This window comes from Microbacterium sp. Be9 (assembly GCF_011754135.1).
Classification (GTDB): Bacteria; Actinomycetota; Actinomycetes; order Actinomycetales; family Microbacteriaceae; genus Microbacterium; species Microbacterium maritypicum_A.
In genome coordinates this window covers 26023-48056 of the sequence record NZ_WNWT01000006.1, presented here as the reverse complement: position 1 = coordinate 48056, position 22034 = coordinate 26023, and the positions used below count along the sequence as shown (strand labels likewise).

Annotated in this window: 20 protein-coding genes; 10 read left to right on the top strand and 10 right to left on the bottom strand. The window is 68.5% G+C overall.

What is annotated here, in order from left to right:
* Positions 1-50 precede the first annotated feature (50 nt).
* Positions 51-1289 (bottom strand): MFS transporter, encoded by a 1239-nt coding sequence (locus tag GLO27_RS11055; protein WP_021200070.1) that lies wholly within the window; start codon positions 1287-1289, stop codon positions 51-53.
* Positions 1290-1349: 60 nt separating this feature from the next.
* Here GLO27_RS11055 and GLO27_RS11050 point away from each other — a divergent pair, with 60 nt between their 5' ends.
* Positions 1350-2411 carry a LacI family DNA-binding transcriptional regulator gene (locus tag GLO27_RS11050; RefSeq protein ID WP_167254916.1) on the top strand — a complete coding sequence of 354 codons (1062 nt, stop codon included), beginning with the start codon at positions 1350-1352 and terminating at the stop codon, positions 2409-2411.
* Between the two features lie 11 nt (positions 2412-2422).
* Here GLO27_RS11050 and GLO27_RS11045 read toward each other — a convergent pair whose 3' ends face one another.
* On the bottom strand, positions 2423-3922 hold the full coding sequence (locus GLO27_RS11045; protein ID WP_167254914.1) for a hypothetical protein: 1500 nt from the start codon (positions 3920-3922) through the stop codon (positions 2423-2425).
* 120 nt (positions 3923-4042) lie between these two features.
* Between GLO27_RS11045 and GLO27_RS11040 the strand changes: the two genes are divergently transcribed.
* The 6 genes from GLO27_RS11040 to mnhG are packed head-to-tail and all read left to right on the top strand — an operon-like array spanning position 4043 to position 10427.
* A complete protein-coding gene (locus tag GLO27_RS11040; protein WP_167254913.1) occupies positions 4043-7012 on the top strand; it encodes a Na+/H+ antiporter subunit A in 2970 nt (989 codons plus the stop codon).
* Complete coding sequence (locus tag GLO27_RS11035) at positions 7012-7638, top strand: Na(+)/H(+) antiporter subunit C (RefSeq protein ID WP_167254912.1); 627 nt, start codon at positions 7012-7014, stop codon at positions 7636-7638. Before GLO27_RS11040 ends, GLO27_RS11035 begins: the two co-directional genes overlap by 1 nt.
* Positions 7635-9185 carry a Na+/H+ antiporter subunit D gene (locus tag GLO27_RS11030; RefSeq protein WP_021200075.1) on the top strand — a complete coding sequence of 517 codons (1551 nt, stop codon included), beginning with the start codon at positions 7635-7637 and terminating at the stop codon, positions 9183-9185. The genes GLO27_RS11035 and GLO27_RS11030 overlap by 4 nt, the downstream gene beginning before the upstream one ends.
* On the top strand, positions 9185-9775 hold the full coding sequence (locus tag GLO27_RS11025; RefSeq protein WP_021200076.1) for a Na+/H+ antiporter subunit E: 591 nt from the start codon (positions 9185-9187) through the stop codon (positions 9773-9775). The genes GLO27_RS11030 and GLO27_RS11025 overlap by 1 nt, the downstream gene beginning before the upstream one ends.
* Positions 9772-10041: a monovalent cation/H+ antiporter complex subunit F gene (locus GLO27_RS11020; RefSeq protein ID WP_021200077.1), complete on the top strand. Its 270-nt coding sequence runs from the start codon at positions 9772-9774 to the stop codon at positions 10039-10041. The genes GLO27_RS11025 and GLO27_RS11020 overlap by 4 nt, the downstream gene beginning before the upstream one ends.
* Complete coding sequence (mnhG, locus tag GLO27_RS11015; protein ID WP_021200078.1) at positions 10038-10427, top strand: monovalent cation/H(+) antiporter subunit G; 390 nt, start codon at positions 10038-10040, stop codon at positions 10425-10427. The genes GLO27_RS11020 and mnhG overlap by 4 nt, the downstream gene beginning before the upstream one ends.
* An 88-nt stretch (positions 10428-10515) precedes the next feature.
* On the opposite strand, the gene GLO27_RS11010 is transcribed toward mnhG, so the two are convergent.
* The 5 genes from GLO27_RS11010 to GLO27_RS10990 all read right to left on the bottom strand — a co-directional run bounded on the left by GLO27_RS11010 (position 10516) and on the right by GLO27_RS10990 (position 17317).
* Entirely contained in the window at positions 10516-11277 is a 762-nt protein-coding gene (locus tag GLO27_RS11010) for an alpha/beta hydrolase (protein WP_021200079.1), read from the bottom strand.
* A gap of 58 nt (positions 11278-11335) precedes the next feature.
* A complete protein-coding gene (locus GLO27_RS11005) occupies positions 11336-13993 on the bottom strand; it encodes a penicillin acylase family protein (RefSeq protein WP_208323824.1) in 2658 nt (885 codons plus the stop codon).
* Positions 13994-14130: 137 nt separating this feature from the next.
* Positions 14131-15966 (bottom strand): YhgE/Pip family protein, encoded by a 1836-nt coding sequence (locus GLO27_RS11000; RefSeq protein WP_167254911.1) that lies wholly within the window; start codon positions 15964-15966, stop codon positions 14131-14133.
* On the bottom strand, positions 15963-16667 hold the full coding sequence (locus tag GLO27_RS10995; protein WP_208323773.1) for a hypothetical protein: 705 nt from the start codon (positions 16665-16667) through the stop codon (positions 15963-15965). The genes GLO27_RS11000 and GLO27_RS10995 overlap by 4 nt, the downstream gene beginning before the upstream one ends.
* Positions 16664-17317, bottom strand: coding sequence for a TetR/AcrR family transcriptional regulator (locus tag GLO27_RS10990; protein WP_167254910.1), 654 nt, complete (start codon positions 17315-17317; stop codon positions 16664-16666). The genes GLO27_RS10995 and GLO27_RS10990 overlap by 4 nt, the downstream gene beginning before the upstream one ends.
* Before the next feature lie 231 nt (positions 17318-17548).
* Between GLO27_RS10990 and GLO27_RS10985 the strand changes: the two genes are divergently transcribed.
* Entirely contained in the window at positions 17549-18217 is a 669-nt protein-coding gene (locus GLO27_RS10985) for a GntR family transcriptional regulator (RefSeq protein ID WP_021200084.1), read from the top strand.
* 71 nt (positions 18218-18288) lie between these two features.
* On the opposite strand, the gene argG is transcribed toward GLO27_RS10985, so the two are convergent.
* Genes argG through GLO27_RS10970 form a run of 3 tightly spaced genes read right to left on the bottom strand, consistent with a single transcriptional unit; the run spans position 18289 to position 20411 of the window.
* Entirely contained in the window at positions 18289-19734 is a 1446-nt protein-coding gene (argG, locus tag GLO27_RS10980) for an argininosuccinate synthase (protein ID WP_021200085.1), read from the bottom strand.
* 43 nt (positions 19735-19777) lie between these two features.
* A complete protein-coding gene (locus GLO27_RS10975; RefSeq protein ID WP_021200086.1) occupies positions 19778-20194 on the bottom strand; it encodes a PIN domain-containing protein in 417 nt (138 codons plus the stop codon).
* Positions 20178-20411, bottom strand: coding sequence for a hypothetical protein (locus GLO27_RS10970; RefSeq protein WP_029260826.1), 234 nt, complete (start codon positions 20409-20411; stop codon positions 20178-20180). Before GLO27_RS10970 ends, GLO27_RS10975 begins: the two co-directional genes overlap by 17 nt.
* 95 nt (positions 20412-20506) lie before the next feature.
* On the opposite strand from GLO27_RS10970, the gene GLO27_RS10965 reads away from it, so the two are divergent.
* Both GLO27_RS10965 and GLO27_RS10960 read left to right on the top strand, forming a co-directional pair.
* On the top strand, positions 20507-21001 hold the full coding sequence (locus tag GLO27_RS10965) for a hypothetical protein (RefSeq protein WP_152525896.1): 495 nt from the start codon (positions 20507-20509) through the stop codon (positions 20999-21001).
* A gap of 312 nt (positions 21002-21313) precedes the next feature.
* Positions 21314-22021, top strand: coding sequence for a hypothetical protein (locus GLO27_RS10960; protein ID WP_167254908.1), 708 nt, complete (start codon positions 21314-21316; stop codon positions 22019-22021).
* The last annotated feature ends 13 nt before the right edge of the window (positions 22022-22034 follow it).

Sequence of the window (22034 nt, the reverse complement as noted above, 5' to 3'; positions counted from 1 at the left end):
CACTCCGCCGCCGTGATCACTCCGCCGCCGTGATCACCCCGCCGCCGTGATCAGCCCTGTGACGTCGTCGCGGCCGGCGTCTTCTCGTCGTCGCGGAGCGGGCGCGCGGCGCCGGAGAACAGCCCGGACATCACGACCAGTGCGACCAGGATGAACAGCGTGTTGAGCAGACCGATGTGCTCGCTGATGACGCCGAGCACGGGAGGTCCACCCAGGAACGCGATGTAGCCGATCGTGGCCGCAGCGCTCACCCGGGCCGCTGCCTTTGCCGGATCGTCGGCCGCCGCCGACATGCCGAGCGGGAAGCCGAGGGAAGCGCCGACGCCCCAGAGCGCCGCCCCGACGAGCACGAGCGGGAAGGTGGGCGCGAGGATGAAGAGCAGGATGCCCGATGCCGCCGCGACCGCGAGGATGCGCAGCACCAGCACGCGGCCGAAGCGGTCGACGAGCGGACCTCCGAACAGACGCACGACGGTCATGCCCACCGAGAACACGGCGAGCGACACGGCGCCGGTACCCTCGGCGAAGCCGTGCCCCTGCTCGGTGCCCAGGGCGATCCAGTCGTTGGCGCCGCCCTCGGCGAACGACATGCCGAGCATTACTACGCCGATCAGATAGGTGCGCGGTTCGCGCCATGCCTCGAGCGCGGTGTGCATGCGTGCACGGAAGGCCGGCTTCTCGTGCGCCGCGGGATCGAGGGCGGCCTCGCGCACCGGCACCTGGAAGAAGCAGACGATCGCTATCACGGCGATCAGTGCACCCATGACCGCGGCGTGGGTGGCGACGTTGATGGAGAGCTGCGCCGCGAGGGCGCCGATTCCCGCGCCGATGACCGTGCCGAAGCTGAAGAATGCGTGGAAGACCGGCAGGATCGTGCGGCCCATCTGCTGCTCGATCGCCGTGGCCTCGACGTTCATCATCACGTCGACCGATCCGTTGCCGAAGCCGAACAGCACCATGCCGATGATGACGACGGGAACGGAGCCGAACACATTGGCCCCGAGGCCCACGAGGACGATCCCGGATGCGAACATCAGCATCGTCAGGAGCATGCCCCGCCGGGCACCGAGGCGCGCCATCACGGCGGGACCTGTCGAGATGCCGATGATCGATGACACGCCCATGCCGAGCAGGATGAGGCCGACCTGCGCGTTGTCGAGCCCCAGCGCCTCCTTGATACCGGGCACGCGCGACGCCCAGGTGGCGATCGACAGCCCGCTCGCGAGGAAGATGGCGAAGATCGCCGCGCGCCAGCGCACGAACTGCGAACGGGAGAGGGCTGTTTCCATGCCGGACAGCCTATCGAATCGATTCGACCGAAGGGAACCGTGGGGAGCTATCCTCGAAGTATGAGCAGTCAGGAGACGCCGCGTCGGCCCACGATCGCCGACGTCGCACGTGAGGCGGGCGTGGCGACGTCCACCGCCTCGGTCGTCTTCAGCGGCAAGGCGAATGTGGCGGCCGCCACGCGGGAGCGTGTGCTCACCGCGGCGTCGGACCTCGGATACGCGGGTCCGGATCCCCGCGCGGCGTCGCTGCGTCGCGGACGCAGCGGCATCGTCGCCGTCGTTCTCGAGGGGCATCTGCGCGCGGCATTCCTCGATCCGGTGACGACGGCCATGATGGACGGCCTCACCGACGGTCTCGCCGACCTCAGTGCGGGCATCCTCCTGATGCGCGACGAACCGGGGGAGGAGGGGGCCGCCATCACGAACGCCCCCGTCGATGCCTTCGTCCTGATCGGATGCTCGGGGCGCACGAAGGCCTCGCTCGAGGTGGTCGTCGGCCGTGGTCTGCCGGTGGTCGTGATCGAAGGAGATGCCGGTGAGGATATCCCCCGCATCACGCTCGACAACGTCGCAGCGTCCGCCGACGTCGCGCGGCACGTCCACGACCTCGGTCACCGCGACGTGGCGCTGGTCACGCTCTCGCTCGACAGCGAACGGGAACGGGCACTGGTGACCCCCGAACGGATCGCGAACGCGACCGTCGACGTCTCGGTGCATCGCCTCGAGGGGATGCGTCAGGTGTTCCCCGATGCGCCGGCGATCTCGGCGTCCGGCAGCCTCATCGACGAGGGCGTGCTGGTCGGACGGATGCTTCTGACCGACCCCGCCACCCGCCCGACGGCCGTGCTCGCCCAGAGCGACCTGCTCGCGGTCGGGGTGATCCGAGCGGCCGAGGAACTGGGGCTCCGCGTGCCCGAAGACCTCTCGGTCGCCGGTTTCGACGGGATCCCGCTCGACGGCTTCGGGGATCTCACCCTCACCACCAGCGTGCAACCGGCGGTCGAGAAGGGTCGCGCGGCGGGGGAGCAGGTCGCCCGCATGCTCCGCGGAGAACCGGGCGAGACGCAGCATCTCACCTGTGTGTTCCGCGCCGGCACGACCACCGGCCCCGTTCCGCACTGAGCGGCGCCCGCTCAGCTGCGCTGCGGACCGAGCGGCAGGCCGTTCTCCCCGAAATCGAGGATGCGGTAGCGCCCGCAGTCGATCACCTCGTCAGGGATGACCGGTGACGAGAGGCGCCAGGGGACCGTCTGGGCGTCCTCCACGAGGAATGACACCTCACCGACATCGAAATCCGCTCGGTTCACGAGCCACGCGTAGCCGTTGAGCTCATGATCGACCTGCACGAGACGGGCGGGATCCTCCAGATGCAGCTTCGGCAGGCGTACCGTCCAGAACTGGCCGGCCCCGACCCGGCCCGACGCATCGACCCAGTCGGTCACACAGGCGAGATCGGCATCGGGGGCGGCGCTCGCAGCGGCGAGCCGGGGAACGCTGAACGTGCCGCCGATCACGAGCACCACGGTGGCGGCCGCCGCGAGGAGAGCACCGACACGCCGCGGCACCCGCCAGGCACGGGGAGCCGCCACCACGGCGAGCACCGGCGCGAAGACGAGGGGCTGCAGGTACCGGGCGGCGTGGGTGCCGAGAGCGATCGCGCCGATCGCGACGAGCACGGGGGTGACCCACGCGACGGTCGCGACGAACCGCGTGCCGGGATCGCCCGCTCGCGCCGTGCGCGCGATGGCCGACGCGATGAGGGCGAGCACGATCAGGGCGCCGATGATGCCGGCGGGCGTCGCCGTGCGGTCGAGGAGAAGGCTTCCGTAGTAGCCCGCCGACTCCGGCCAGAGTTCGGGCTGGGCGTAGCCGGCTCCGGTGTTGGCGATCCATGCCCGAAGAGGAATGCGACCGAGGAAGCCCATCGCGGTGCCCAGGACCAGCACGACGAGCATCGTCGCCGTGCGGGTGCGTCGAGGCGACCGGATGAGCATCACGGCGAGGAGAAGAGCGATCGGAACCGTCGCCCAGGCGGCGAACAACGGGTTGGAGAGGGTGGAGACGGCGGCCGTCGCGCCCAGAGCGACCAACGACCCGGTCCCGCCCTCGTCGCGGTCGATCACCCGACGCACCAGACCGACGGACAGCACGACGGCGATCACCGTCGAGCAGTAATACGTGGTGGTGAGCAGCAGGGAGGCGAGTTCGAGCGCGTCCCGAGAACCCGAGACATCGGTCATCGCCAAGATGCCGAAGACCGCGAGCCCGAGGAGCGCCCAGCTGACCGGGGCGGTGTCGTCGCGTCGACGGCCCGAGACCAGCCGGAGGGCCCCGTAGAGAGCGAGCATGTTGATGACGGCATCGATCGTGAGCAATCCGTTCACGTCGACGGGCAGCACCGCATCGAGGCCGGCGAACACAGCAGACTCGGGCAGGAACAGCACGCTGGACATCGCCCAATCCAGCGGAGCGCCGGACAGGACGGATCGTGCGAACATCGCCACGACCAGGGAATCTCCATCGCGGAACAGCAGGTCGGCGCGAGCAGATGAAGCGACCTGCGCCACCGTGATCATCGCCACGGCCAGTGCCCCCACCCAGCCCGCGAGCTCTCGAACCCAGACCCGCCGCATGGGGCTACTCTCGCACGATCGTGCAAACGTGGACCGCAGGAACCTCTCGCGCCGGTAAACTGGTCTGACACCCGCCCGCCTGTGCCGAAATGGCCGACGAGCCCTGAGGGAGCCGCGTATATGCTGATGCTCCTCGCTGTGTTCCTCCTCGGGTCGCTGTTGATGCCCGTTCTGGTGCGCTGGCTCGGAGCTCAGGCTTTCGCCATCGCCGCCCTCGTCCCGGCCGCCGCCTTCGTGCATGCACTCGTCATGACGCCGCAGGTGCTCGACGGGCCGGTACCGTTCGAGTCGGTCGAGTGGATCCCCCAACTGGGTCTGAACCTCTCCATGAACATGGACGTGCTCGGCTGGGTGCTCACCCTGATCGTCACGGGCGTCGGAGCACTGGTTCTCCTCTACTGCCGTTGGTACTTCTACGAGGACTCGGCGGGCGTCGGACAGTTCGCCGGCGTGCTGTTGGGCTTCGCGGGCGCGATGTACGGACTGGTCCTGACCGATGACCTCGTGATCCTCGTCATGTTCTGGGAAGTCACGAGCATCCTCTCGTACCTCCTCATCGGTCACTACCGCCGCCGTGCCGCCAGCCGTCGTGCGGCGCTGCAGGCTCTGCTGGTGACGACGCTCGGTGGCCTCGTGATGTTCGTGGGCGTCGTGCTGCTCGTGGTCGACACCGGCACCTCGAGCATCCGCGAGATCCTCGTCATCGCGCCCAGCGGACCTCTCGTCGATGCTGCGATCGTCATGCTCCTGATCGGGGCGATCAGCAAGTCGGCACTGTTCCCCTTCCACTTCTGGCTCCCCGGTGCGATGGCCGCGCCCACGCCGGTGAGCGCGTATCTGCACGCCGCCGCGATGGTGAAGGCCGGCATCTATCTGATCGCCCGGTTCGCGCCGATCTTCGCGTTCAGCACCACCTGGCGGCCGATCGTCATCACCCTGGGCATCATCACGATGCTGCTCGGGGGCATCCAGGCGTTGCGTGAGACCGACCTCAAGCGCATTCTCGCCTTCGGCACGGTCAGCCAGCTCGGCTTCTTCGCGATCGTCGTCGGCTACGGCACGCAGGCGGCGGCGCTCGCCGGTCTCGCCCTGGTCATCGGCCACGCGCTGTTCAAGTCGGCGCTCTTCCTGATCGTCGGCGTCATCGACCGTCAACTGTCCACCCGAGACATCAACGAGCTCTCCGGCGTCGGTCGGCAGGCACCCGTCATGGCGACCGCGGCATTCATCTCCGTGGCATCGATGGCGGGCATAGCGCCGACCATCGGCTTCGTCGCCAAGGAATCCACGCTCACCGCCCTCCTCGACGACGCACAAGGCGGATCCCCGTGGGGACTCGTCGCCCTCATCGGTATCGTCCTCGGATCCATGCTGACTGCGGCATATGGGGTGCGTTTCCTCTGGGGCGCGTTCTGGAAGAAGCGCGATGAGCAGGGCCAGCAACTCCCCGACACAGCCTGGCCCGACCCGCCGGTCGGCTTCCTCTCGGCCCCGATCATCCTCGCCGGCGTCACGCTCGCGGCGGGTATCGGCGCCCCCGCTCTCGACACGGCTCTGCAGGGGTACGCCCTCACCGCGACCCCGGGGCTCGACCATGCGGGCGAGGCCGTCGAGGGCCCCGGCCATCTCGCGCTGTGGCACGGCTTCGAGCCCGCACTGGGCATCTCGATCCTGTCGATCCTGCTCGGCATCGGGCTGTTCCTGGTCACCCGCAGGACCGGATGGGATCGCAAGCCGCGTATCCTGCGATTCACCGCGGCCGACGTCTACTACTTCGTCATGCGCGGCGTCGACCGGCTCTCGGTGCTCAGCACCACGCTCACCCAGCGGGGCTCGCTGCCGGTGTACGTCGGCACCATCTTCGTGGTGTTCGTCGCCGCCGAGGTCACGGCCCTCATCGCGAGCGACATCGATCGGTACAACCTGTCCCTCTGGCACACCCCGGCGCAGATCGTGGTCGCGCCGATCATGGCGATCGCCGGCATCTTCGCCGTCCGTGCGCAGAAGCGCTACACCGGCGTGGTGCTCGTCTCGGTCACCGGACTCGGCATGGTCGTGCTGTTCGCGACGAGCGGTGCACCCGACCTCGCGCTGACGCAGATCCTGGTCGAGACGGTCACGATGGTCACGTTCGCGCTGGTACTCCGTCGCCTCCCCGCGCGGATGGGCGAGCACAACGCCTCGGTCGGGCGCATCCCCCGCGCGCTGCTGGCGATCGGCGTGGGCGTCACGATGGCCTTCGTCGCCGTCGTCGCCACCCAGTCGCGCATCGCCGACCCGATCTCGGAGGCGTTCCCGAAGCTCGCGTACGAGATCGGACACGGCAAGAACGTCGTCAATGTGGCGCTGGTCGACCTGCGCGGCTGGGACACCATGGGCGAGCTCTCGGTGCTCGTGCTCGCCGCGACCGGTGTGGCCTCCCTGGTGTTCGTCACGCACCGCGCCGACCTGCTCGCCGCCACCAAGAATCTCCCCCGGGCGACGCGCAAGGCCGCACGCAGCCGCCCGCTCGTCGAGACCACCGAGGGCATCCGATTCCAGACCTCCGAGAACGAGAGCAGCCCGCGGGCGTGGCTCGTCGGCGGTCAGAAGATGAAGCCCGAGAACAGGTCGATCCTGCTCGAGGTGATCGTCCGCATCCTGTTCCACACCATCATCGTGGTGTCGATCTTCCTGCTGTTCTCCGGCCACAATCTGCCGGGCGGCGGCTTCGCCGGCGGTCTCGTCGCGGGCATGGCACTCGTGATGCGCTACATCGCCGGCGGACGCTGGGAGCTGGGCGCCGCGGCCCCCACGGATGCGGGACGACTGCTCGGCACCGGCCTGATCCTCGCCGTCGGCACGGCGGTCGTTCCCCTGTTCTTCGGTCTCGCGCCCCTGACCAGCACCTTCTGGGAGTGGGAGATCCCCGGCATCGGACACATGGAGTTCGTCACCTCGACCATCTTCGACATCGGCGTGTACCTCGTCGTGATCGGGCTCGTCCTCGACGTGCTGCGCAGTCTGGGCGCCGAGGTCGACCGTCAGGCGGCGCTGCGCACCACACCGGGTCCTGAAGGATTCCTCTCCCGGGGCGGGAGGAGCAGCTGATGGACGTCTCCCTCACCCTGATCGTCATCATGGCCATCCTCTTCGCGTGCGGCGTGTACGCGATGCTGGAGCGCAGCCTGACCCGTGTGCTGATCGGCTTCCTGCTGCTCGGCAACGCCACGAACCTGCTGCTCCTGATCGTGATGGGCGTTCCCGGCAACGCGCCGTTCTTCGGGACGGAAGGGGAGATGAGCGACCCGCTCCCGCAGGCGCTCACCCTCACCGCCATCGTCATCACGTTCGCGGTCTCGGCTTTCCTGCTCGCCCTGATCTACCGCTCCTGGCAACTGGGTCAGGCCGACACGGTCGAGGACGACGAGGCCGACATCGCGCTCCGCGAGCGCACAGATGCCGACGAAGACCTCATGGACGACGAGTCCGAGACCGACGACGACGAGGCGACCACCGACTTCGTCGGCGTGCAGACCGCGCCGATCACGGTGCTGCATATGCGCGATCACCCCTCGATCCACGACGATGCTCCGTTCGACGCCCCGACCGGGTGGGGGAGCGAGCCCTCCGAACCGTCAGAACCCTCCGAACCGTCAGAATCCCCCGACGACGGCCGTGAACCGCGCCCGGACCAACCCCATGACCGCGACGAGAACGAGGAGGGCAAGCCATGACCGCCCTCGTCCCGCTCCTCGTCGCACTGCCTCTGCTGGGCGCCGCGGTCACCCTCGTCTTCGGTCGCAATGCACGCCTGCAGGTCGTCGTCACGGTGGCCACTCTGGCCGCGGTCTCGGTCATCGCCGCCGTGCTCCTGGTCGTGGTCGATTCCGGTGCTCCGCTGGCGGTATCGGTCGGCGGCTGGCCCGTGCCGTTCGGCATCGTGCTCTACGTCGACAGGCTCGCCGCCCTCCTCGTGCTCATCTCCAGCATCGTGCTGCTCGCGGTCCTGCTCTTCTCCATCGGCCAGGGTGCCGCAGACGGCACCGACGAGACGCCGATCTCGATCTTCAACCCGTCGTACCTGATCCTCGCGGCCGGCATCTTCAACGCCTTCATCGCGGGCGACCTGTTCAACCTCTACGTCGGCTTCGAGATCCTGCTCGTCGCGTCGTACGTGTTGATCACCCTCGGCAGCACCGAGTCCCGCATCCGTACCGGCGCGGTCTACATCGTGGTGTCGCTGGTCTCGTCGATCCTGTTCCTCGCGTCGATCGCGATGATCTACGGCGCACTCGGCACGGTCAACATGGCCCAGATCGCCGAGCGCATGTCGGAGCTCCCGCAGGAGACGCAGCTGGTGCTGCACCTGATGCTCGTGGTCGCCTTCGGCATCAAGGCCGCCATCTTCCCGGTGTCGTTCTGGCTGCCGGACTCGTACCCGACCGCACCGGCCCCGGTCACCGCCGTGTTCGCCGGCCTGCTCACGAAGGTCGGCGTGTACGCGCTGATCCGCACCGAGACCCAGCTCTTCGCCTCGAACAGCATCGACACGCTGCTCTTGATCATCGCGCTCGCGACCATGATCGTCGGAGTGCTCGGTGCCGTCGCACAGGCCGAGCTCAAGCGAATCCTGTCGTTCACACTGGTCAGCCACGTCGGCTACATGATCTTCGGCCTCGCGATAGCGACCCCCGCCGCGATCGGCGCCACGGTGTACTACATCGTGCACCACATCGTCGTGCAGACCACCCTGTTCCTCGCCGTCGGGCTCGTGGAACGTCGAGCCGGAAGCACCTCGATCCTGCGGGTCAAGGGGCTGCTGAAGGTCGCCCCCCTGATCGCCGTTCTCTATTTCGTCCCCGCGATCAACCTCGGCGGACTGCCGCCCTTCTCCGGCTTCATCGGCAAGTTCGCCCTCTTCGAGGCGGCGGCCTCGGTCGGTACACCGATCATGATCGTGCTGATCTTCGGCGGCATCGTCACGTCACTGCTGACCCTCTACGCCCTGATGCGCGCCTGGAACCTCGCCTTCTGGCGCGAAGAGGAGGACTCCACCGAGACCGAGGGACGCATCTCGTACCTCGGCAACGCGCCGGCGGCCGATGAACAGCAGGAGCGCCGTCGCATCCCGAAGATCATGACCGTGGCGACCGGCGGCATGGTCGCGGTCACGCTCGCGTTGACGATCTTCGCTGGTCCTCTCTACGCCCTCTGCGACCGCATCGGCGCCGCACTGCTGCAGCCGGTGAGCCTCGTGCAACTGGAAGAGGAGGTGGGCTGATGGCGCGCGACACCCGACGTCACCTCTGGCGCGACATTCGCGTGCAGCTGCCCTTCCTCGCCTGGCTCGTGGTGCTCTGGATGCTGCTGTGGGCGCAGTTCACGGTGCTGTCGTTCCTCACCGGACTCGTCGTCGCGATCTTCGTCACCCGCGTGTTCCGCCTGCCGACCGTCGCGCTCTCCGGCCGCATCAACCTCTGGTACGCCGCACTGTTCGTGGTGCAATTCCTGTTCGCGGTGCTGAGCGGTGCTCTCTCGGTCACGGTGCAGGTGTTCGACTTCCGTCGCCAGCCCGGCACGGCCATCATCGCGGTGCCGCTGCGGTATGCCGACGACCTGGTGATGACGCACGTCGCCGTCGTGTCGTCGCTGATCCCCGGGTCTCTCGTCGTGGAGACCGACCGCGACCGGCGGATCCTGTACCTGCACGTGATCGGGGTCCGGAATCTCGACGACGTGGAGAAGCAGCGCGCCGGCGTGCTCCGGTGGGAGCGACGCGTGGTGCGTGCGCTCGGCGACCCCGATCAATATCGTGCCCTCAAGGCCGACGAGCGCGCGGGCCTCGGAACGATGAAGGGCGGTGCCCGATGAACATCCTCCTGCTGCTGATCATGGTGGTGTTCGGCATCGCCGCTGTGCTCGCGCTGATCCGCATCGTGCGCGGACCGTCGATCCTCGACCGCGCCGTCGCCTCCGACGTGCTGCTCACCGAGGTGATGTGCGTGATCGGCGCCGAGATGGCGATCAACGGTCACACTCGCAACATCCCCGTGCTCTTGATCATCGCGGCGATCGGAGTGTTCGGGTCGATCGCCGTCGCCCGGTTCGTCGCGAGAAGGGACAACACGACACCATGAACGTGTTCGGTCTCATGATCCCGGATGCCGTCATCGACGTGGCGGTCCTGGTGCTCATCCTGCTCGGAGCGCTGCTGTGCCTGTCGGCGGCGGTCGGTCTGCTGCACTTCCGCGATGTGCCGTCGCGACTGCACGCGGCGACCAAGCCTCAGGTGCTCGGACTGCTGCTCATCTGCATCGCGATCGCGCTGTCGCAGCGGTCGGTCGGCGGCATCCTGATCGGGTTCGTGCTGGTCGCCCCGGTCGTGCTCATGCAGTTCGCCACCGCTCCGCTCTCGGCGCACATGGTCGGGCGGCAGGCGTATCGCAACGGCACCATCGAGCAGCGCGGCCTCGTCGTCGACGAGCTCTCCGAGTCGAAGCAGACCCCGCCCGCTGCGGGCTGACATCGAGCTCTGATCCTGCCGGCTGCGCCGGGCGCTCGATGCCGGCACGCCTGATCCCGTGGGCCGCTCATGAGGAGGGCCCGGGGCGTCAGAGGCGAGCGGTGAACTCGTGGATCAGGCGCGCCGCGGGTTCGGAGTCGCTGATCAGCGTGCCGTGACCGTGGTCGGGGATGACTTCGAGGTCGGCGCCGGGGATGGCGTCGATGATCTCGCGGCACCAGCTCATCGGAGCCAGCGGATCGCTCTCCCCGCGCAGCACGAGCACGGGGCACTGGATGCGCACGAAGGCGTCTTCGGGCTCGTGCACGATGGTCGCACGCATCTTCCGGAACAGGTGGGGGCCGCCGCGGAGGTACTCCCGGGCCCCGCGCCAGATGACCAGGGGGCGTTCGCCGATGAGGTCGGTGAGCAGATACCGCGCCTGCGCGCCGATGTTGCGCGCGGCCTTGTTCACGGTGGGGCCGGCGAGCACCACTCCCTCGACGAGGGACGGATGCCGCGCGGCGAGCTCGGCGGCGATCTGACTGCCCATCGAGTGCCCGATCACGACGACGGGGCCCGAGTCGACGTGCTGCAGGTAGGCCGCGACGAGGTCGGCATGCCGTTCCATGGTGAGCGTGCGGGTGGGCTCGGGCGCCTCGCCGAATCCGGGCAGATCGAGGGCGATGACCCTTCCCTCGAGACGTTGCACGATATCGAGATAGACGCTCCGCCCCATGCCGATGCCGTGCAGGAGCAGATACGTGTGCGGGCCCTCACCGAACGTCTCGGCGATGAGGGTCGCACCTGCATGCTCGAACTCCAGGAGCGTGACGGGGGTGCCCTTGGGGGCGAGATAGGCGGATGGCACCCGTCAACGCTAGCCGAGCATCCTGGGGCGCTGCTTAAGATGCCCCGAGAGCCGTCGTTCAGCCGGCCGGGGTGAGCACCAGGGTGTTGACGGCCGCTGCCTTCACGGCCTTCGTCGAGTACGCCCACGGCTTCTGGATGCCCGCTGCCCAGTCCGCCGTCTGATCCGTGTAGTGCTCGTTGTACGCGTGACCCGAGGCGCCGGTGAGATGATTCCAGGTCGAGGCGTCGAAGTCGGAGAGGTCGACGACCATGCGCATCGACGGCACGGTCGTGGTGGCGTACGAGACCCCGAGCTCCCATCCGGTCGCGTTCACCACCGAGGCCCCTCCGCTGACCGGGAAAGGTCCACGGTTGAAGAGTGCTTCGATCGGCGCGATGCCCGAGGAGCCGAGTGTCTCGCTGGTGAGGGTGATCGCGTGCAGGTCGCCCCAGTTCCAGCGTGAGACGGTCGTGCCCTGCAGAGCCGCGAGCTCGTCGTAGGCCTCTTCCGCCGACAGTGCCAGCATCTGCTCCATCCCGTCGACGTCGATCTGCGCGTTGACCCAGAGCGGGTCGGAAGGATCGGCCAGCATGTCGGAGACGACGGTGAAGAGCCGACCTTGGCCGTCGATGGGGAGCGGCTGAGCGCGCTCGGCGAAGATGTTCTGCACCAGGTTCGACCACAGCACGTTCGCGTAGGCCGCAGCCGCCGACGATGCGGAGTTCTGCCCGTCCCACCCCTGCAGCAGTTCCACGGCCCCGGTCGGGCCTGCACCGGACACGTCGACGTCGGCCATGGCGGTCGCCAGCTGGGTGCCGATCCACATCTCGTTGTCCATCTGGATCTCGCGCATGTCGTCGGCGGTCAGCGGTGCGACGGCCGCGCGTCGCTCGATGAGGTGTGCGATCCGGGCGGCGCGGTAGCCGTAGTCCCAGTCGCGGGAGAGGAAGTAGGCGTAGTCGTCGGTGACGATCGCGTTGTTCGCGGTCACGATGTAACCCGAGGTCGGGTTGTACGAGACCGGCAGCTCCTCGAACGGGATGAACCCCGTCCAGTCGTAGCTGCTGTCCCACCCGGGCTGCGGCATCCATCCGTCGCCCGCGCCGCGGATCGGAAGACGGCCCGGGGTCTGGTAGCCGATGTTGCCCTCGGTGTCGGCGTAGATGAGGTTCTGTGCCGGCACGTCGAAGAGCGAGGCCGCGTAGCGGAAGTCGTCGAAGTCCTGCGCGGTGGAGAGCGCGAAGATGGCCGTCGCCGCCGTGCCGGGATCGAGCGCGGTCCACCGCAGACTCACGGCGTACTCGGCATCGTCGGAACCGGGGGGTGCGGGCGTCGGAGCGATGGCTTCGGCGCCGAGGGCGGGTTCCGGGGCCCCCGCGATCGCCGTGAAGTCGTCGGTGAGTCCGGAGATGAGGGGCCCGTGGACGGTCGAGCGGATGGTCAGCTCGATGTCGTCGCCGCCCGCGACCTTGATCGTCTCGGTGCTCTCCTCGAGAGGCACCAGTGCTCCGTCGCGCCAGTACTGGTCGCCCTCGACGCGCTCGATGTACAGGTCGGTGACATCGGTGGTGAGGTTCGTGAACCCCCAGGCGACCTTCTGGTTGTGGCCGATGACGATGCCGGGAAGGCCGGAGAACGAGAAGCCTCCCACGTCGAACGGGCACTCCTCGCTCACCGTCGAGCACTTCAACTGCACCTGGTACCAGACCGAGGGCAGCGAGGCCCCGAGGTGCGGATCGTTCGCGAGCAGGGGCATCCCGGTTTCGGTGAGGTCTCCGGAGACGACCCAGGAGTTCGAGCCGATGCCCTCGCCGACATCGCCGACCAGCACACTCGCCGCTTCGATCACGCTCGAGGTCTCCTCCCACTCGACGGTCGTCGATGCCTGCTGCGCCTCGCCGTCGGTCTCGGAGGTGGTGTAGGCCGCAGGCTCCGCATCGGTGCCGAGTGCGGGAACGGTCGAGATCTTGGGCACGATCACGGGGTTCTCGTCGAACGGGTAGTCGGGATAGAGCTTCGCCAGCAGGTCACCGGTGGCCGCGTCCTCTGCCCCGTCCGCGCCTGTGCTCAGCTCTGCGGCCAGCAGCGAGCGTTCGGTCTCGTCCTCGATGTTGCCGCGCAGGTCCCAGGCCATGGCCTTGAGCCAGGCGACGGAATCCGCGGGTTCCCACGGCTCGGGAGCGTAGTCGGGGTTCTGCAGTCCGATCACGGCGTACTCGAGCGACAGTTCGGCGCCGGAGCGCGAAGCCAGGTAGGCGTTCACGCCATCCGCATAGGCCTCGTAGTAGCCGCGCGTGGTGTCGTCCATCGCCTCGACCTCGGCCTCCGCGACCGTGCGCCATCCGAGCGTGCGGAGGAAGGCGTCGGTGCCGGCCTGCGACTCCCCGAACATCTCGGCGACGCGGCCGGCGGTCACATGGCGGCGGAAGTCCATCTCGAAGAACCGGTCCTGCGCGTGCACGAAGCCCTGCGCGTAGAACAGGTCGTCGGTCGAGTCGGCGGTGATCGTCGGGATACCGCGGTCGTCGCGCTGCACGGTGACCGCGGCCGCGAGCCCGTCGAGCTCGATCGATCCCTCGGTCTGCGGGAAGGAACGCTGGATGGTCCAGGTCACGAAGAACGCCGCAGCCACGGCGATCACCACGACGGCGGCCACGACGAGGAACGCGATGCGCCCGATGCGAACGCCCAGCGGGAGGCGGGAAGGGGCAGCGGACTCCTGCGAATCGGTCATCATCGTCGAGAACACTTTCGGGTAGAAAGGTGGAACTCAGTTCCACCGAGCCCCAGCGCGCGTTTCAGGGCCGCGCCTTCGCATCATATCCGCACCGGCGCTCGCCACGAGGCGTTCCACGACGAGCACCGGGTCGATCATCCGATCAGGCTCGGCTGCAGATCGCGCAGGGTGCGCCGATGTGTCATCCGCGTCACCCCGATCATCGCGAACAGCAGCGCGCCGACGAGCCACACGCCGAGCACGGCCAGATCCCCGCCGGCACGCGCGAAGTCGCCGCCGTACATCAGCTGTCGCATCGCATCGACGACGTAACCCAGCGGCAGCACGTGATGCAGGGCGGCGAGGGGAGCGGGCAGCGTCTGCCACGGGAACGTGCCGCCCGCGGTGACCAGTTGCAGCACCATCAGAACCAGGCCGAGGAACTGCCCGACCGATCCGAGCCAGACGTTCAGGGCGAGGATGATCGCCGCGAAGGTCGCCGACGCGAAGACCATGATGCCGAGCGTGCCGAGCGGATGGTCGAAGGTGAAGCCGAGCGTGATGGCGAGGATGCCCATCAACCCGAGCATCTGCACGGCACCGAGCATCGCCGGGGTCAGCCAGCCGGCCAGCGTGATGCGGATGGGGGAGTGCAGTGCGGTGATGGCGCGCCGGGAGATGGGCTTCACGATCAGGAAGAGGGCGTAGATGCCGATCCAGGCGGAGAGCGCGGCGAAGAAGGGGGCGAGTCCGGCACCGTAGTCCTCGGCGGAGGCGACCTTGTCGCTCGACACCTTGACCGGGTCGGCGATCGTGTCGGCCTGAAGCGAGCGCAGGTCGGGGGTGGAGGCGGGAATCGCGTCGACGCCCTGGGACAGCCCGTCGCGCAGCTCGGCCGTGCCGGAGGCGAGCGTGGCGAGTCCATCGCGCAGCTGAGAGGCACCGTCGTTCGCGGCGGAGGCACCCGTGGCGACCGCGCCGGCACCGGTGGCGAGTTCCGAGGCGCCCGAGGCGAGGGAGGCGGCACCGGCGGCGAGCTGGTCGACCTTGCCGACCGCGGCCTGCACCTGAGTGTTCCCCTCCTGCAGGCGAGCGCCGAGCGGATCGAGCGTGGCGAGCACCTGGTCGATCTCGTCGGGCGTGAGGCCCTGCTGCGTCAGGGTGTTCGCGATGTCGGTGCGCACCTGCGGCAGGGCGTTCGCGGCCTGCTGCACCGCGGATCCTGCACGGTCGGCGACATCGGCGAGCTGACGGTTGCCCGCGCTCACCTGTTGTGCGCCGTTCGCGAGGCTCTGCGCCCCCGTGGCCAGTTGCGCCGTTCCGTCGGCGAGCTTCGCGGTGCCTTCGGCGAGCGTGGAGCTGCCGGAAGCGGCGGTGCCGGCGCCGTCGGTGAGCTGCGTGGCGCCGTCCGTCGCCGTGATCAGCCTGTCGCGCACGTCGCTGAGGCCGGTGAGCAGGCGCTCTGCGGCCTGGCTGCCGACCATCTGGGCGACCGAGCTGCGGATCTTCTCCACGGCCTGCGTGCCCATCGATGAAGCGAGGTAGTTGTTCGCGTCGTTGGTCTCGAGGTCGATGCGCGCCTGGTGCGGGTCGCTTCCCGCGGCTGAGGTGAGGGCGGAGGAGAAGTCGGCCGGGATCGTCACGGTGAAGTCCACAGTGCCGTGTTTCAGGGCTTCGGAGGCTTCGTCGGCCGACATCAGCTGCCAGTCGAAGGCGTTGCCCTTGATGAGGTTCTCGGCCACGTCCTCGCCGTAGTTCACGGTCTCGCCGGTCGCGGGTTCGGTGCCGGTGGTGGGCGCGGGGGCGCCTTCGTCGTCGACCACGAGCGCGACAGGGACCTCGGGGAACTTCGCGTACGGATCCTGGTTCGCCCAGAGGTAGAGACCGCCGTAGAGGATCGGGACGCAGATCAACGCGACCAGGGCGATGATGCCCATACGGCTCGCGGTGAGTCGCCGCAGCTCGGCGGCGATCATGGCGGGAACCTTCATCGCGCATCTCCGTTCTCACTCGTGGCGGGCGTCTCGTCGGCGGCGGGAGATGCGGGCTCGTCGATCGCGAGCGGGTCGACAGGCCCGGAGGCGTTGATCGCGTCGAACTCCTGCATCCGCTCCAGGGCGATGGCTGCTGAGCCTCCGATGATCACGAGCATCGCGTAGCCGCGGTCCGCGAACTCGCTCGCGATGCGCCACCAGCCGTCGGGGCTTCCTCCGTGGCGGTCGGGCGACACGAGCACGATGCCCTCGACGCCGGATCGGAGCACCGCGAGTTCACACAGGATGCGCACGCGTGCGGCGGGATCGATGGAGCCGAACGGCACGCCGGCCAGCTCGGTATAGCCGAGCCGCGCGAGCCAGCGTCGTGCGTGCAGCGGAGTGGCGCCGAGTCCGGCGAACATGAGCTCTTCCTCCACGACACCGACGAGGGCGACGTCGGGGTGCGGGTCGCTGACGGCGGGGGCGTCGACCAGAGCCACGCGACGACGCAGTGCCTTCGGATCGTCGGCGGCGTCGATGCTCACGTGGCCGGTGTCGGGGCGCATGCGACCGCTCGCGATGAGTCCGAGCACCGTCGGTCGCTGCTCCGTCTCGGCCAGGGCGAAGCGCACCGAGCCGGTGTGGAACTCGAGCGAGATCGCCGGGAGTGCTTGGCCGTTGCGGCCCTTGCTCACGTCGTGCAGAGAGATTCTCATGCCCGGTCCTCCGGGGTGTTCGGGGGTTCCGTCGGGGCTGCCGCGGATGCGGCGAGGTCGGGGTGCGATGCGAGCAGCTCGTCCGCTTCGCGCCAGGAGAGTCCGGCCATGCTCAGCACCGTCCGCACGGCGAGGTCGGCGGCCCCCGTGCTGGCCGCATCCGTGCGGGAGATGACCGTGCGCGCCATCTCTTCGATGAGGCGAGCGAGGGTGGGGGCGGCGAGGTCGGTGCGGAAGCTGCCGTCGTCCTGTCCCCGGCGCACGAGCGCTGCCACAGTGCGGCGCAGGGGAGCGAGCGCGGTGGCGGTGTGTTCGACGTGCGTCTCATCGAGGGCGAGGGCGGCGGCCACCTGCACGTGCGCGGCTTCGTGCCAGAGGTGGGCGGCGAGGCGGGCGAGGGCGAGGCGGGCGTCAGCGTCGTCGATCGAGGCGGCGATGGCGTTGAACCGCTGCGCGCCGGTGGAGATGAGTTCGCGGATGAGGGCATCGCGATCGTCGAAGTGTCCGTACAGGGTGCGTCGCGAGAGCCCGGCGCTGCGCGCGATGACGTCGACGGAGGCGTGCGGGTGTAGCGCCAGGGTCGCGCGGGCGGCGGAGAGGATGCCGGCGCGATTCTCGACGGCGTCGCGACGAGGTGCACGGGTGGTCATGAGTTCACGATAGGGATCATGCACATGAATGTGCAAGGTATGGCGTGCGGATTCGTGGAGAGCGCCCAGGCAGGCGTACAGCGCTGATCGAGGACTGCTGTGTTATGTTACGCGTTGCGCGCTGGCGCGCACGGGGGATCGCACCGGTTCCGGACACGGGGGTTGTTCGGTTCGCGCGTGCCGACCGTTTCGAGTGGTGGGGGACCCGCTGTGGTCGAGGGAGGGTGTGATTTGGCAGGCATCGATGTGGCGCTCGAGCGCAGGACGATGAGCGAGGACGTCTATCGGCGGTTGCGAGATGCGATCGTGGACGGTGAGTTGCGACCGGGGGAACGCCTTCGCGATACCGACCTGGCGGAAGATCTGGGCACCTCCAAGACGCCCGTGCGTCATGCGCTGGCGCGCCTGGCGGAACAGGGGCTCGTCGAGATGCAGCGAAATCGCTTCACGCGCGTGGCGCCGCTCGACCTGGACCGGATCCGCGACGCGATCGCGCTGTTCGGCGACATCTGGATCGGATCGGTGCGGCATGCGATGCCGCTCGTCCGACAGGATGACGTCAGCTACCTCGTCGACCTGACGGAGGACATGTCCGACGCGGCGGTCGAGCGCGACGTCCTGGCCTACGGCGTGGCTCTGCGTGCCATCGCCATCGGCTTCGCTCGTCTCGAGGGCAATGCCACGCGGGCGTCCGTGATCGAGCTGCTCGGGCCGCAGATCCGGCGCTTCACGCAGCATGCCGCCGGCTGGTTCGATTGGGCCGCGAGCGAGCGATCCACCCTCGAGATCAGGGACGCCATCGTCTGCCGAGATGCGACGCAGGTGCGCGCGGCCCTCGTGACCCTGTTCGACGAGGTGCTTCCCGGCATCATCGACCGGACGGAGGTCGGAGACCGCTGAGGCAGGACGGGGTCCGAATACACGATGCGCCGACACCCGAGGGTGCCGGCGCATCGGTGTCGGTCGATATGTCAGTCCGTGCCGGAGTCGAAGGCCGCGCCTTCGGACGCCGAGTCGACGGCGTCGGCCAGTGTCTCGTCGGCTTCGGAGATCGACCCGTGGACGGACTCGGTGATCTCGCTCGACTCGCCGGCGGTGACGCGGCCGACGAGCTCGCCGGTCGCACCGCCCACGAGACCGAGACCCGCGTACTGCTCGAGGCGTGCGCGGGAGTCGGCGATGTCGAGGTTGCGCATGGTGAGCTGGCCGATGCGGTCGACCGGGCCGAAGGCCGCATCGCCGACGCGCTCCATCGACAGCTTCTCGGGGCCGTAGGAGAGGTTCGGCGAGACGGTGTCGAGGATCGTCCAGTCGTCGCCGCGGCGCAGGCGGATCGTGACCGTGCCCGAGATGGTGAGCCCGACCCAGCGCTGGATCGACTCGCGCAGCATGAGCGACTGCGGCTCGAGCCAGCGGCCCTCGTACATCAGACGGCCGAGGCGGCGACCCTGTTCGTGGTAGGTCGCGAGGGTGTCTTCGTTCAGGATGCCGTTGACCAGGCGCTCGTAGGCGATGAACAACAGCGACATGGCCGGAGCTTCGTAGATGCCGCGCGACTTCGCCTCGATGATGCGGTTCTCGATCTGGTCGCTCATGCCGAGGCCGTGGCGACCGCCGATCGTGTTCGCCTCCATGACGAGGGCGACCGGGTCGGAGTACTCGACACCGTTGATGGCGACGGGGCGGCCGGCCTCGAACGTGACGGTGACGTCTTCGGTCTCGATCGCGACGGACGGGTCCCAGAACTTCACGCCCATGATCGGGTCGACGGTCTCGAGCGAGACGTCGAGGTGCTCGAGCGTCTTGGCCTCGTGCGTCGCGCCCCAGATGTTGGCGTCGGTCGAGTAGGCCTTCTCGGCGGAGTCGCGGTACGGGAAATCGCGGGCGACGAGCCAGTCGCTCATCTCCTTGCGGCCGCCCAGCTCGGTGACGAAGTCGGCGTCGAGCCACGGCTTGTAGATGCGCAGGCGCGGGTTGGCGAGCAGGCCGTAGCGGTAGAACCGCTCGATGTCGTTGCCCTTGTAGGTGGAGCCGTCGCCCCAGATGTCGACGCCGTCCTCCTTCATGGCGCGTACCAGCATGGTGCCGGTGACCGCGCGGCCGAGGGGCGTCGTGTTGAAGTAGGTCTTGCCGCCGGAGCGGATGTGGAAGGCGCCGCAGGAGAGGGCGACGAAGCCCTCTTCGACCAGGGCGGTCTTGCAGTCGATCAGGCGCGAGGCCTCGGCGCCGTACTCGAGCGCGCGGCCGGGGATCGAGGCGATGTCGTCTTCGTCGTACTGGCCGAGGTCGCCGGTATACGTGAAGGGAACCGCGCCCTTCTCGCGCATCCACGCGACGGCGACGGAGGTGTCGAGTCCTCCGGAGAAGGCGATGCCGACGCGCTCGCCGACGGGCAGGGACTGGAGGACCTTGGACATGCTTCCCAGTCTATCGGCGGGCGGCGTGTCGCCCCGTGCTGCGTCAGATCACGCGCACATCGACGCCTAGCGCCGCATACGTTCCTATCGCGCGGCGATCGCATGTGACGAGCGTCACCCCGGCGGCCCTGGCGCACAACGCGACCAGGCCGTCGTAGACCGCTCCGCCGGCGATTCCAGCATCGGCGAGAACGTCGACGGCGGTGCGCGCGTCCTCTTCCGAGAGTGAGATCGATCGGGGGAATGCAGCCCGGATCGCGTTCGCCGCTGCCAGAGGGGTCAGGCGATTGGGGCCCGGCAGGCGCGTCAGCACGGAGTATGTCTCTGCTGAGGCGTGGCCGGCAAGGCCGAGGATTGCACCGGTGCAGGCGCTCTGGACCGCGATGTGCGCGGTGTTGTCTTCCACGAGGAGCGCGAGCGCCGCGCTCGTATCGAGGAGCAAGTCAGCGCTGGTCGGCAAGGCGCAACTCGCGGATGTCGTCGGGTGTGATCGCCATGCCGGACGACGCGACGACGAGACGCCCGTCCTTCTCGATGAGGTTGTCCGGGGCATCGATCTCGATGCGGATGCCGTTGCCGTCGAGGATGAGATCGATAGGACCAGGGATCAATCCGACGCGCTCGCGGAGCGCAGCGGGGATGACGATCCGTCCTGCCTTGTCCATGGTTGCCTTCATGCCATGAGAATACCATTCGAATGGCACAGAACGGGGGGCGAGGCGGGTGCTTCATATCGGTGTCCTCGTTCAGGATCCGCCGCTACATTGTGGCCATGCAGAGAGCAAGGTCGCGTGGATGGTGGTTGATTGCGGGAGGTGCGCTTCTCGCCGCGATACTGGTCGTGCTTCTCGTCCTGGCGGTCCAAGCCTTCCGCAGGTCGACGCTCGCGCGGCAGGACATGGCGGCGCACCTGTCGTTCCCCGCGACGTATCACGGCTTCGAAGAGGCCTCGGAACTCGCAGGTTTCACACTCAAGGAAGACGGATCAGCGGAGGTCTCGGCGCTGATGCTCGGCACCGAGGAACGGGAACTCGACGACGGGCGGGTGTGCCTCGATGGCGACGTGACCCCGGTCGTCGGGAAGGCCAGCTGGCGGACGGACGATGCGGGGTGGGTCGTCATCGAGGCGGGTGAACGGCAGACGCGCCTGAGCCAGGACGATCCGATGCTCATGGGCTGGGGTTGGGGCAAGGTTTATGTCCTGACGCCCTGCACCGAGGAGTACACGGCGACGTTCGTCACCCCGAACGCCGACTACTCCGACTGAACGACATCTTCATGGCGTGCCAGGCGCAGTGGGGAGAAGAGCACGATCAGTGCAGCCACGACGAACACCACCACGCCGACCGAACGCGAAGGCGGTCACGGCGCCCGTGAACGCGCCGAGCGTCGACGATGACCAGAAGAGTGCGAAAGCAGGGATGCGCAGAACCTCGACCGGCCTGTCGCTCATCGCCGCCTCGCTGGGTCGCCCGCCGCTCCCGCTGTGGTCATCCTATTAGCGCCCCTTTCTGGAGACGGGTGGGTCGACCCGGATGGCGGGCTCGGAGGTGGGAGAGTAGGCGCACGGAGGTCGGACATGGGCGAAGCAGTCCTGTGGGGTGTGGTCGCGGCGGCGCCGCTGTTCATCGGTGCGGTGCTCGCACTGCTGCGCACGTGGCCGCCGCGCTGGTTCGGCATCGTGCTGGGCTTCGGCGCCGGCGCGCTCATGGCGTCGATCGCCTTCGAGCTGTGGGAGGAGGGGCTCGATCTCGCCGGTCCTGTCCCCCTCGTGGTCGGTGTCGCGGCGGGAGCGATCAGCTACTACATCGCCGACCGCATCCTCGACGCCAGGGCCGCGAAGACCAAGGAGCAGGCGGGCGGGGGGCAGCTCGCCGTCGGCGCTCTGCTCGACGGCATCCCGGAGCAGCTGGTGCTCGGCATCGGTCTCGCCTCCGGGGAACCGGTCAGCATCGCGCTCGTGGTCGCCATCCTGGTCTCGAACCTGCCCGAATCGATCGGCTCGGCTGCCGACCTGCTCGAAGGCGGCATGGCGAAATCGCGGGTGCTGCTGCTCTGGGCGGGTGTCGCGGTGCTCTGCGCGGCCGCGACTGTCGCGGGCTTCGGTCTCGCGAGCATCACCGGCGATGAGTTCCGTTCGGCGGCGAGTGGTTTCGCCGCCGGCGCCCTGCTCGTGATGCTGGTCGATTCGATGATCCCCGAGGCGCAGTCCAAAGCCAAGGAATCGACGGGACTCGCGACCGTCTTGGGCTTCGCGCTCGCCGCCGGCCTGGCCCTCGCATCCTGAGCGACGACGGAGA

What these genes read in the sequence shown, in the direction of transcription:
- GLO27_RS11055 (WP_021200070.1), bottom strand. Translation starts at nt 1,289, where the DNA reads ATGGAAACAGCCCTCTCCCGTTCGCAGTTCGTGCGCTGGCGCGCGGCG.
- GLO27_RS11050 (WP_167254916.1), top strand. Translation starts at nt 1,350, where the DNA reads ATGAGCAGTCAGGAGACGCCGCGTCGGCCCACGATCGCCGACGTCGCA.
- GLO27_RS11045 (WP_167254914.1), bottom strand. Translation starts at nt 3,922, where the DNA reads ATGCGGCGGGTCTGGGTTCGAGAGCTCGCGGGCTGGGTGGGGGCACTG.
- GLO27_RS11040 (WP_167254913.1), top strand. Translation starts at nt 4,043, where the DNA reads ATGCTGATGCTCCTCGCTGTGTTCCTCCTCGGGTCGCTGTTGATGCCC.
- GLO27_RS11035 (WP_167254912.1), top strand. Translation starts at nt 7,012, where the DNA reads ATGGACGTCTCCCTCACCCTGATCGTCATCATGGCCATCCTCTTCGCG.
- GLO27_RS11030 (WP_021200075.1), top strand. Translation starts at nt 7,635, where the DNA reads ATGACCGCCCTCGTCCCGCTCCTCGTCGCACTGCCTCTGCTGGGCGCC.
- GLO27_RS11025 (WP_021200076.1), top strand. Translation starts at nt 9,185, where the DNA reads ATGGCGCGCGACACCCGACGTCACCTCTGGCGCGACATTCGCGTGCAG.
- GLO27_RS11020 (WP_021200077.1), top strand. Translation starts at nt 9,772, where the DNA reads ATGAACATCCTCCTGCTGCTGATCATGGTGGTGTTCGGCATCGCCGCT.
- mnhG (WP_021200078.1), top strand. Translation starts at nt 10,038, where the DNA reads ATGAACGTGTTCGGTCTCATGATCCCGGATGCCGTCATCGACGTGGCG.
- GLO27_RS11005 (WP_208323824.1), bottom strand. Translation starts at nt 13,993, where the DNA reads ATGACCGATTCGCAGGAGTCCGCTGCCCCTTCCCGCCTCCCGCTGGGC.
- GLO27_RS11000 (WP_167254911.1), bottom strand. Translation starts at nt 15,966, where the DNA reads ATGAAGGTTCCCGCCATGATCGCCGCCGAGCTGCGGCGACTCACCGCG.
- GLO27_RS10995 (WP_208323773.1), bottom strand. Translation starts at nt 16,667, where the DNA reads ATGAGAATCTCTCTGCACGACGTGAGCAAGGGCCGCAACGGCCAAGCA.
- GLO27_RS10990 (WP_167254910.1), bottom strand. Translation starts at nt 17,317, where the DNA reads ATGACCACCCGTGCACCTCGTCGCGACGCCGTCGAGAATCGCGCCGGC.
- argG (WP_021200085.1), bottom strand. Translation starts at nt 19,734, where the DNA reads ATGTCCAAGGTCCTCCAGTCCCTGCCCGTCGGCGAGCGCGTCGGCATC.
- GLO27_RS10970 (WP_029260826.1), bottom strand. Translation starts at nt 20,411, where the DNA reads ATGAAGGCAACCATGGACAAGGCAGGACGGATCGTCATCCCCGCTGCG.
- GLO27_RS10965 (WP_152525896.1), top strand. Translation starts at nt 20,507, where the DNA reads ATGCAGAGAGCAAGGTCGCGTGGATGGTGGTTGATTGCGGGAGGTGCG.
- GLO27_RS10960 (WP_167254908.1), top strand. Translation starts at nt 21,314, where the DNA reads ATGGGCGAAGCAGTCCTGTGGGGTGTGGTCGCGGCGGCGCCGCTGTTC.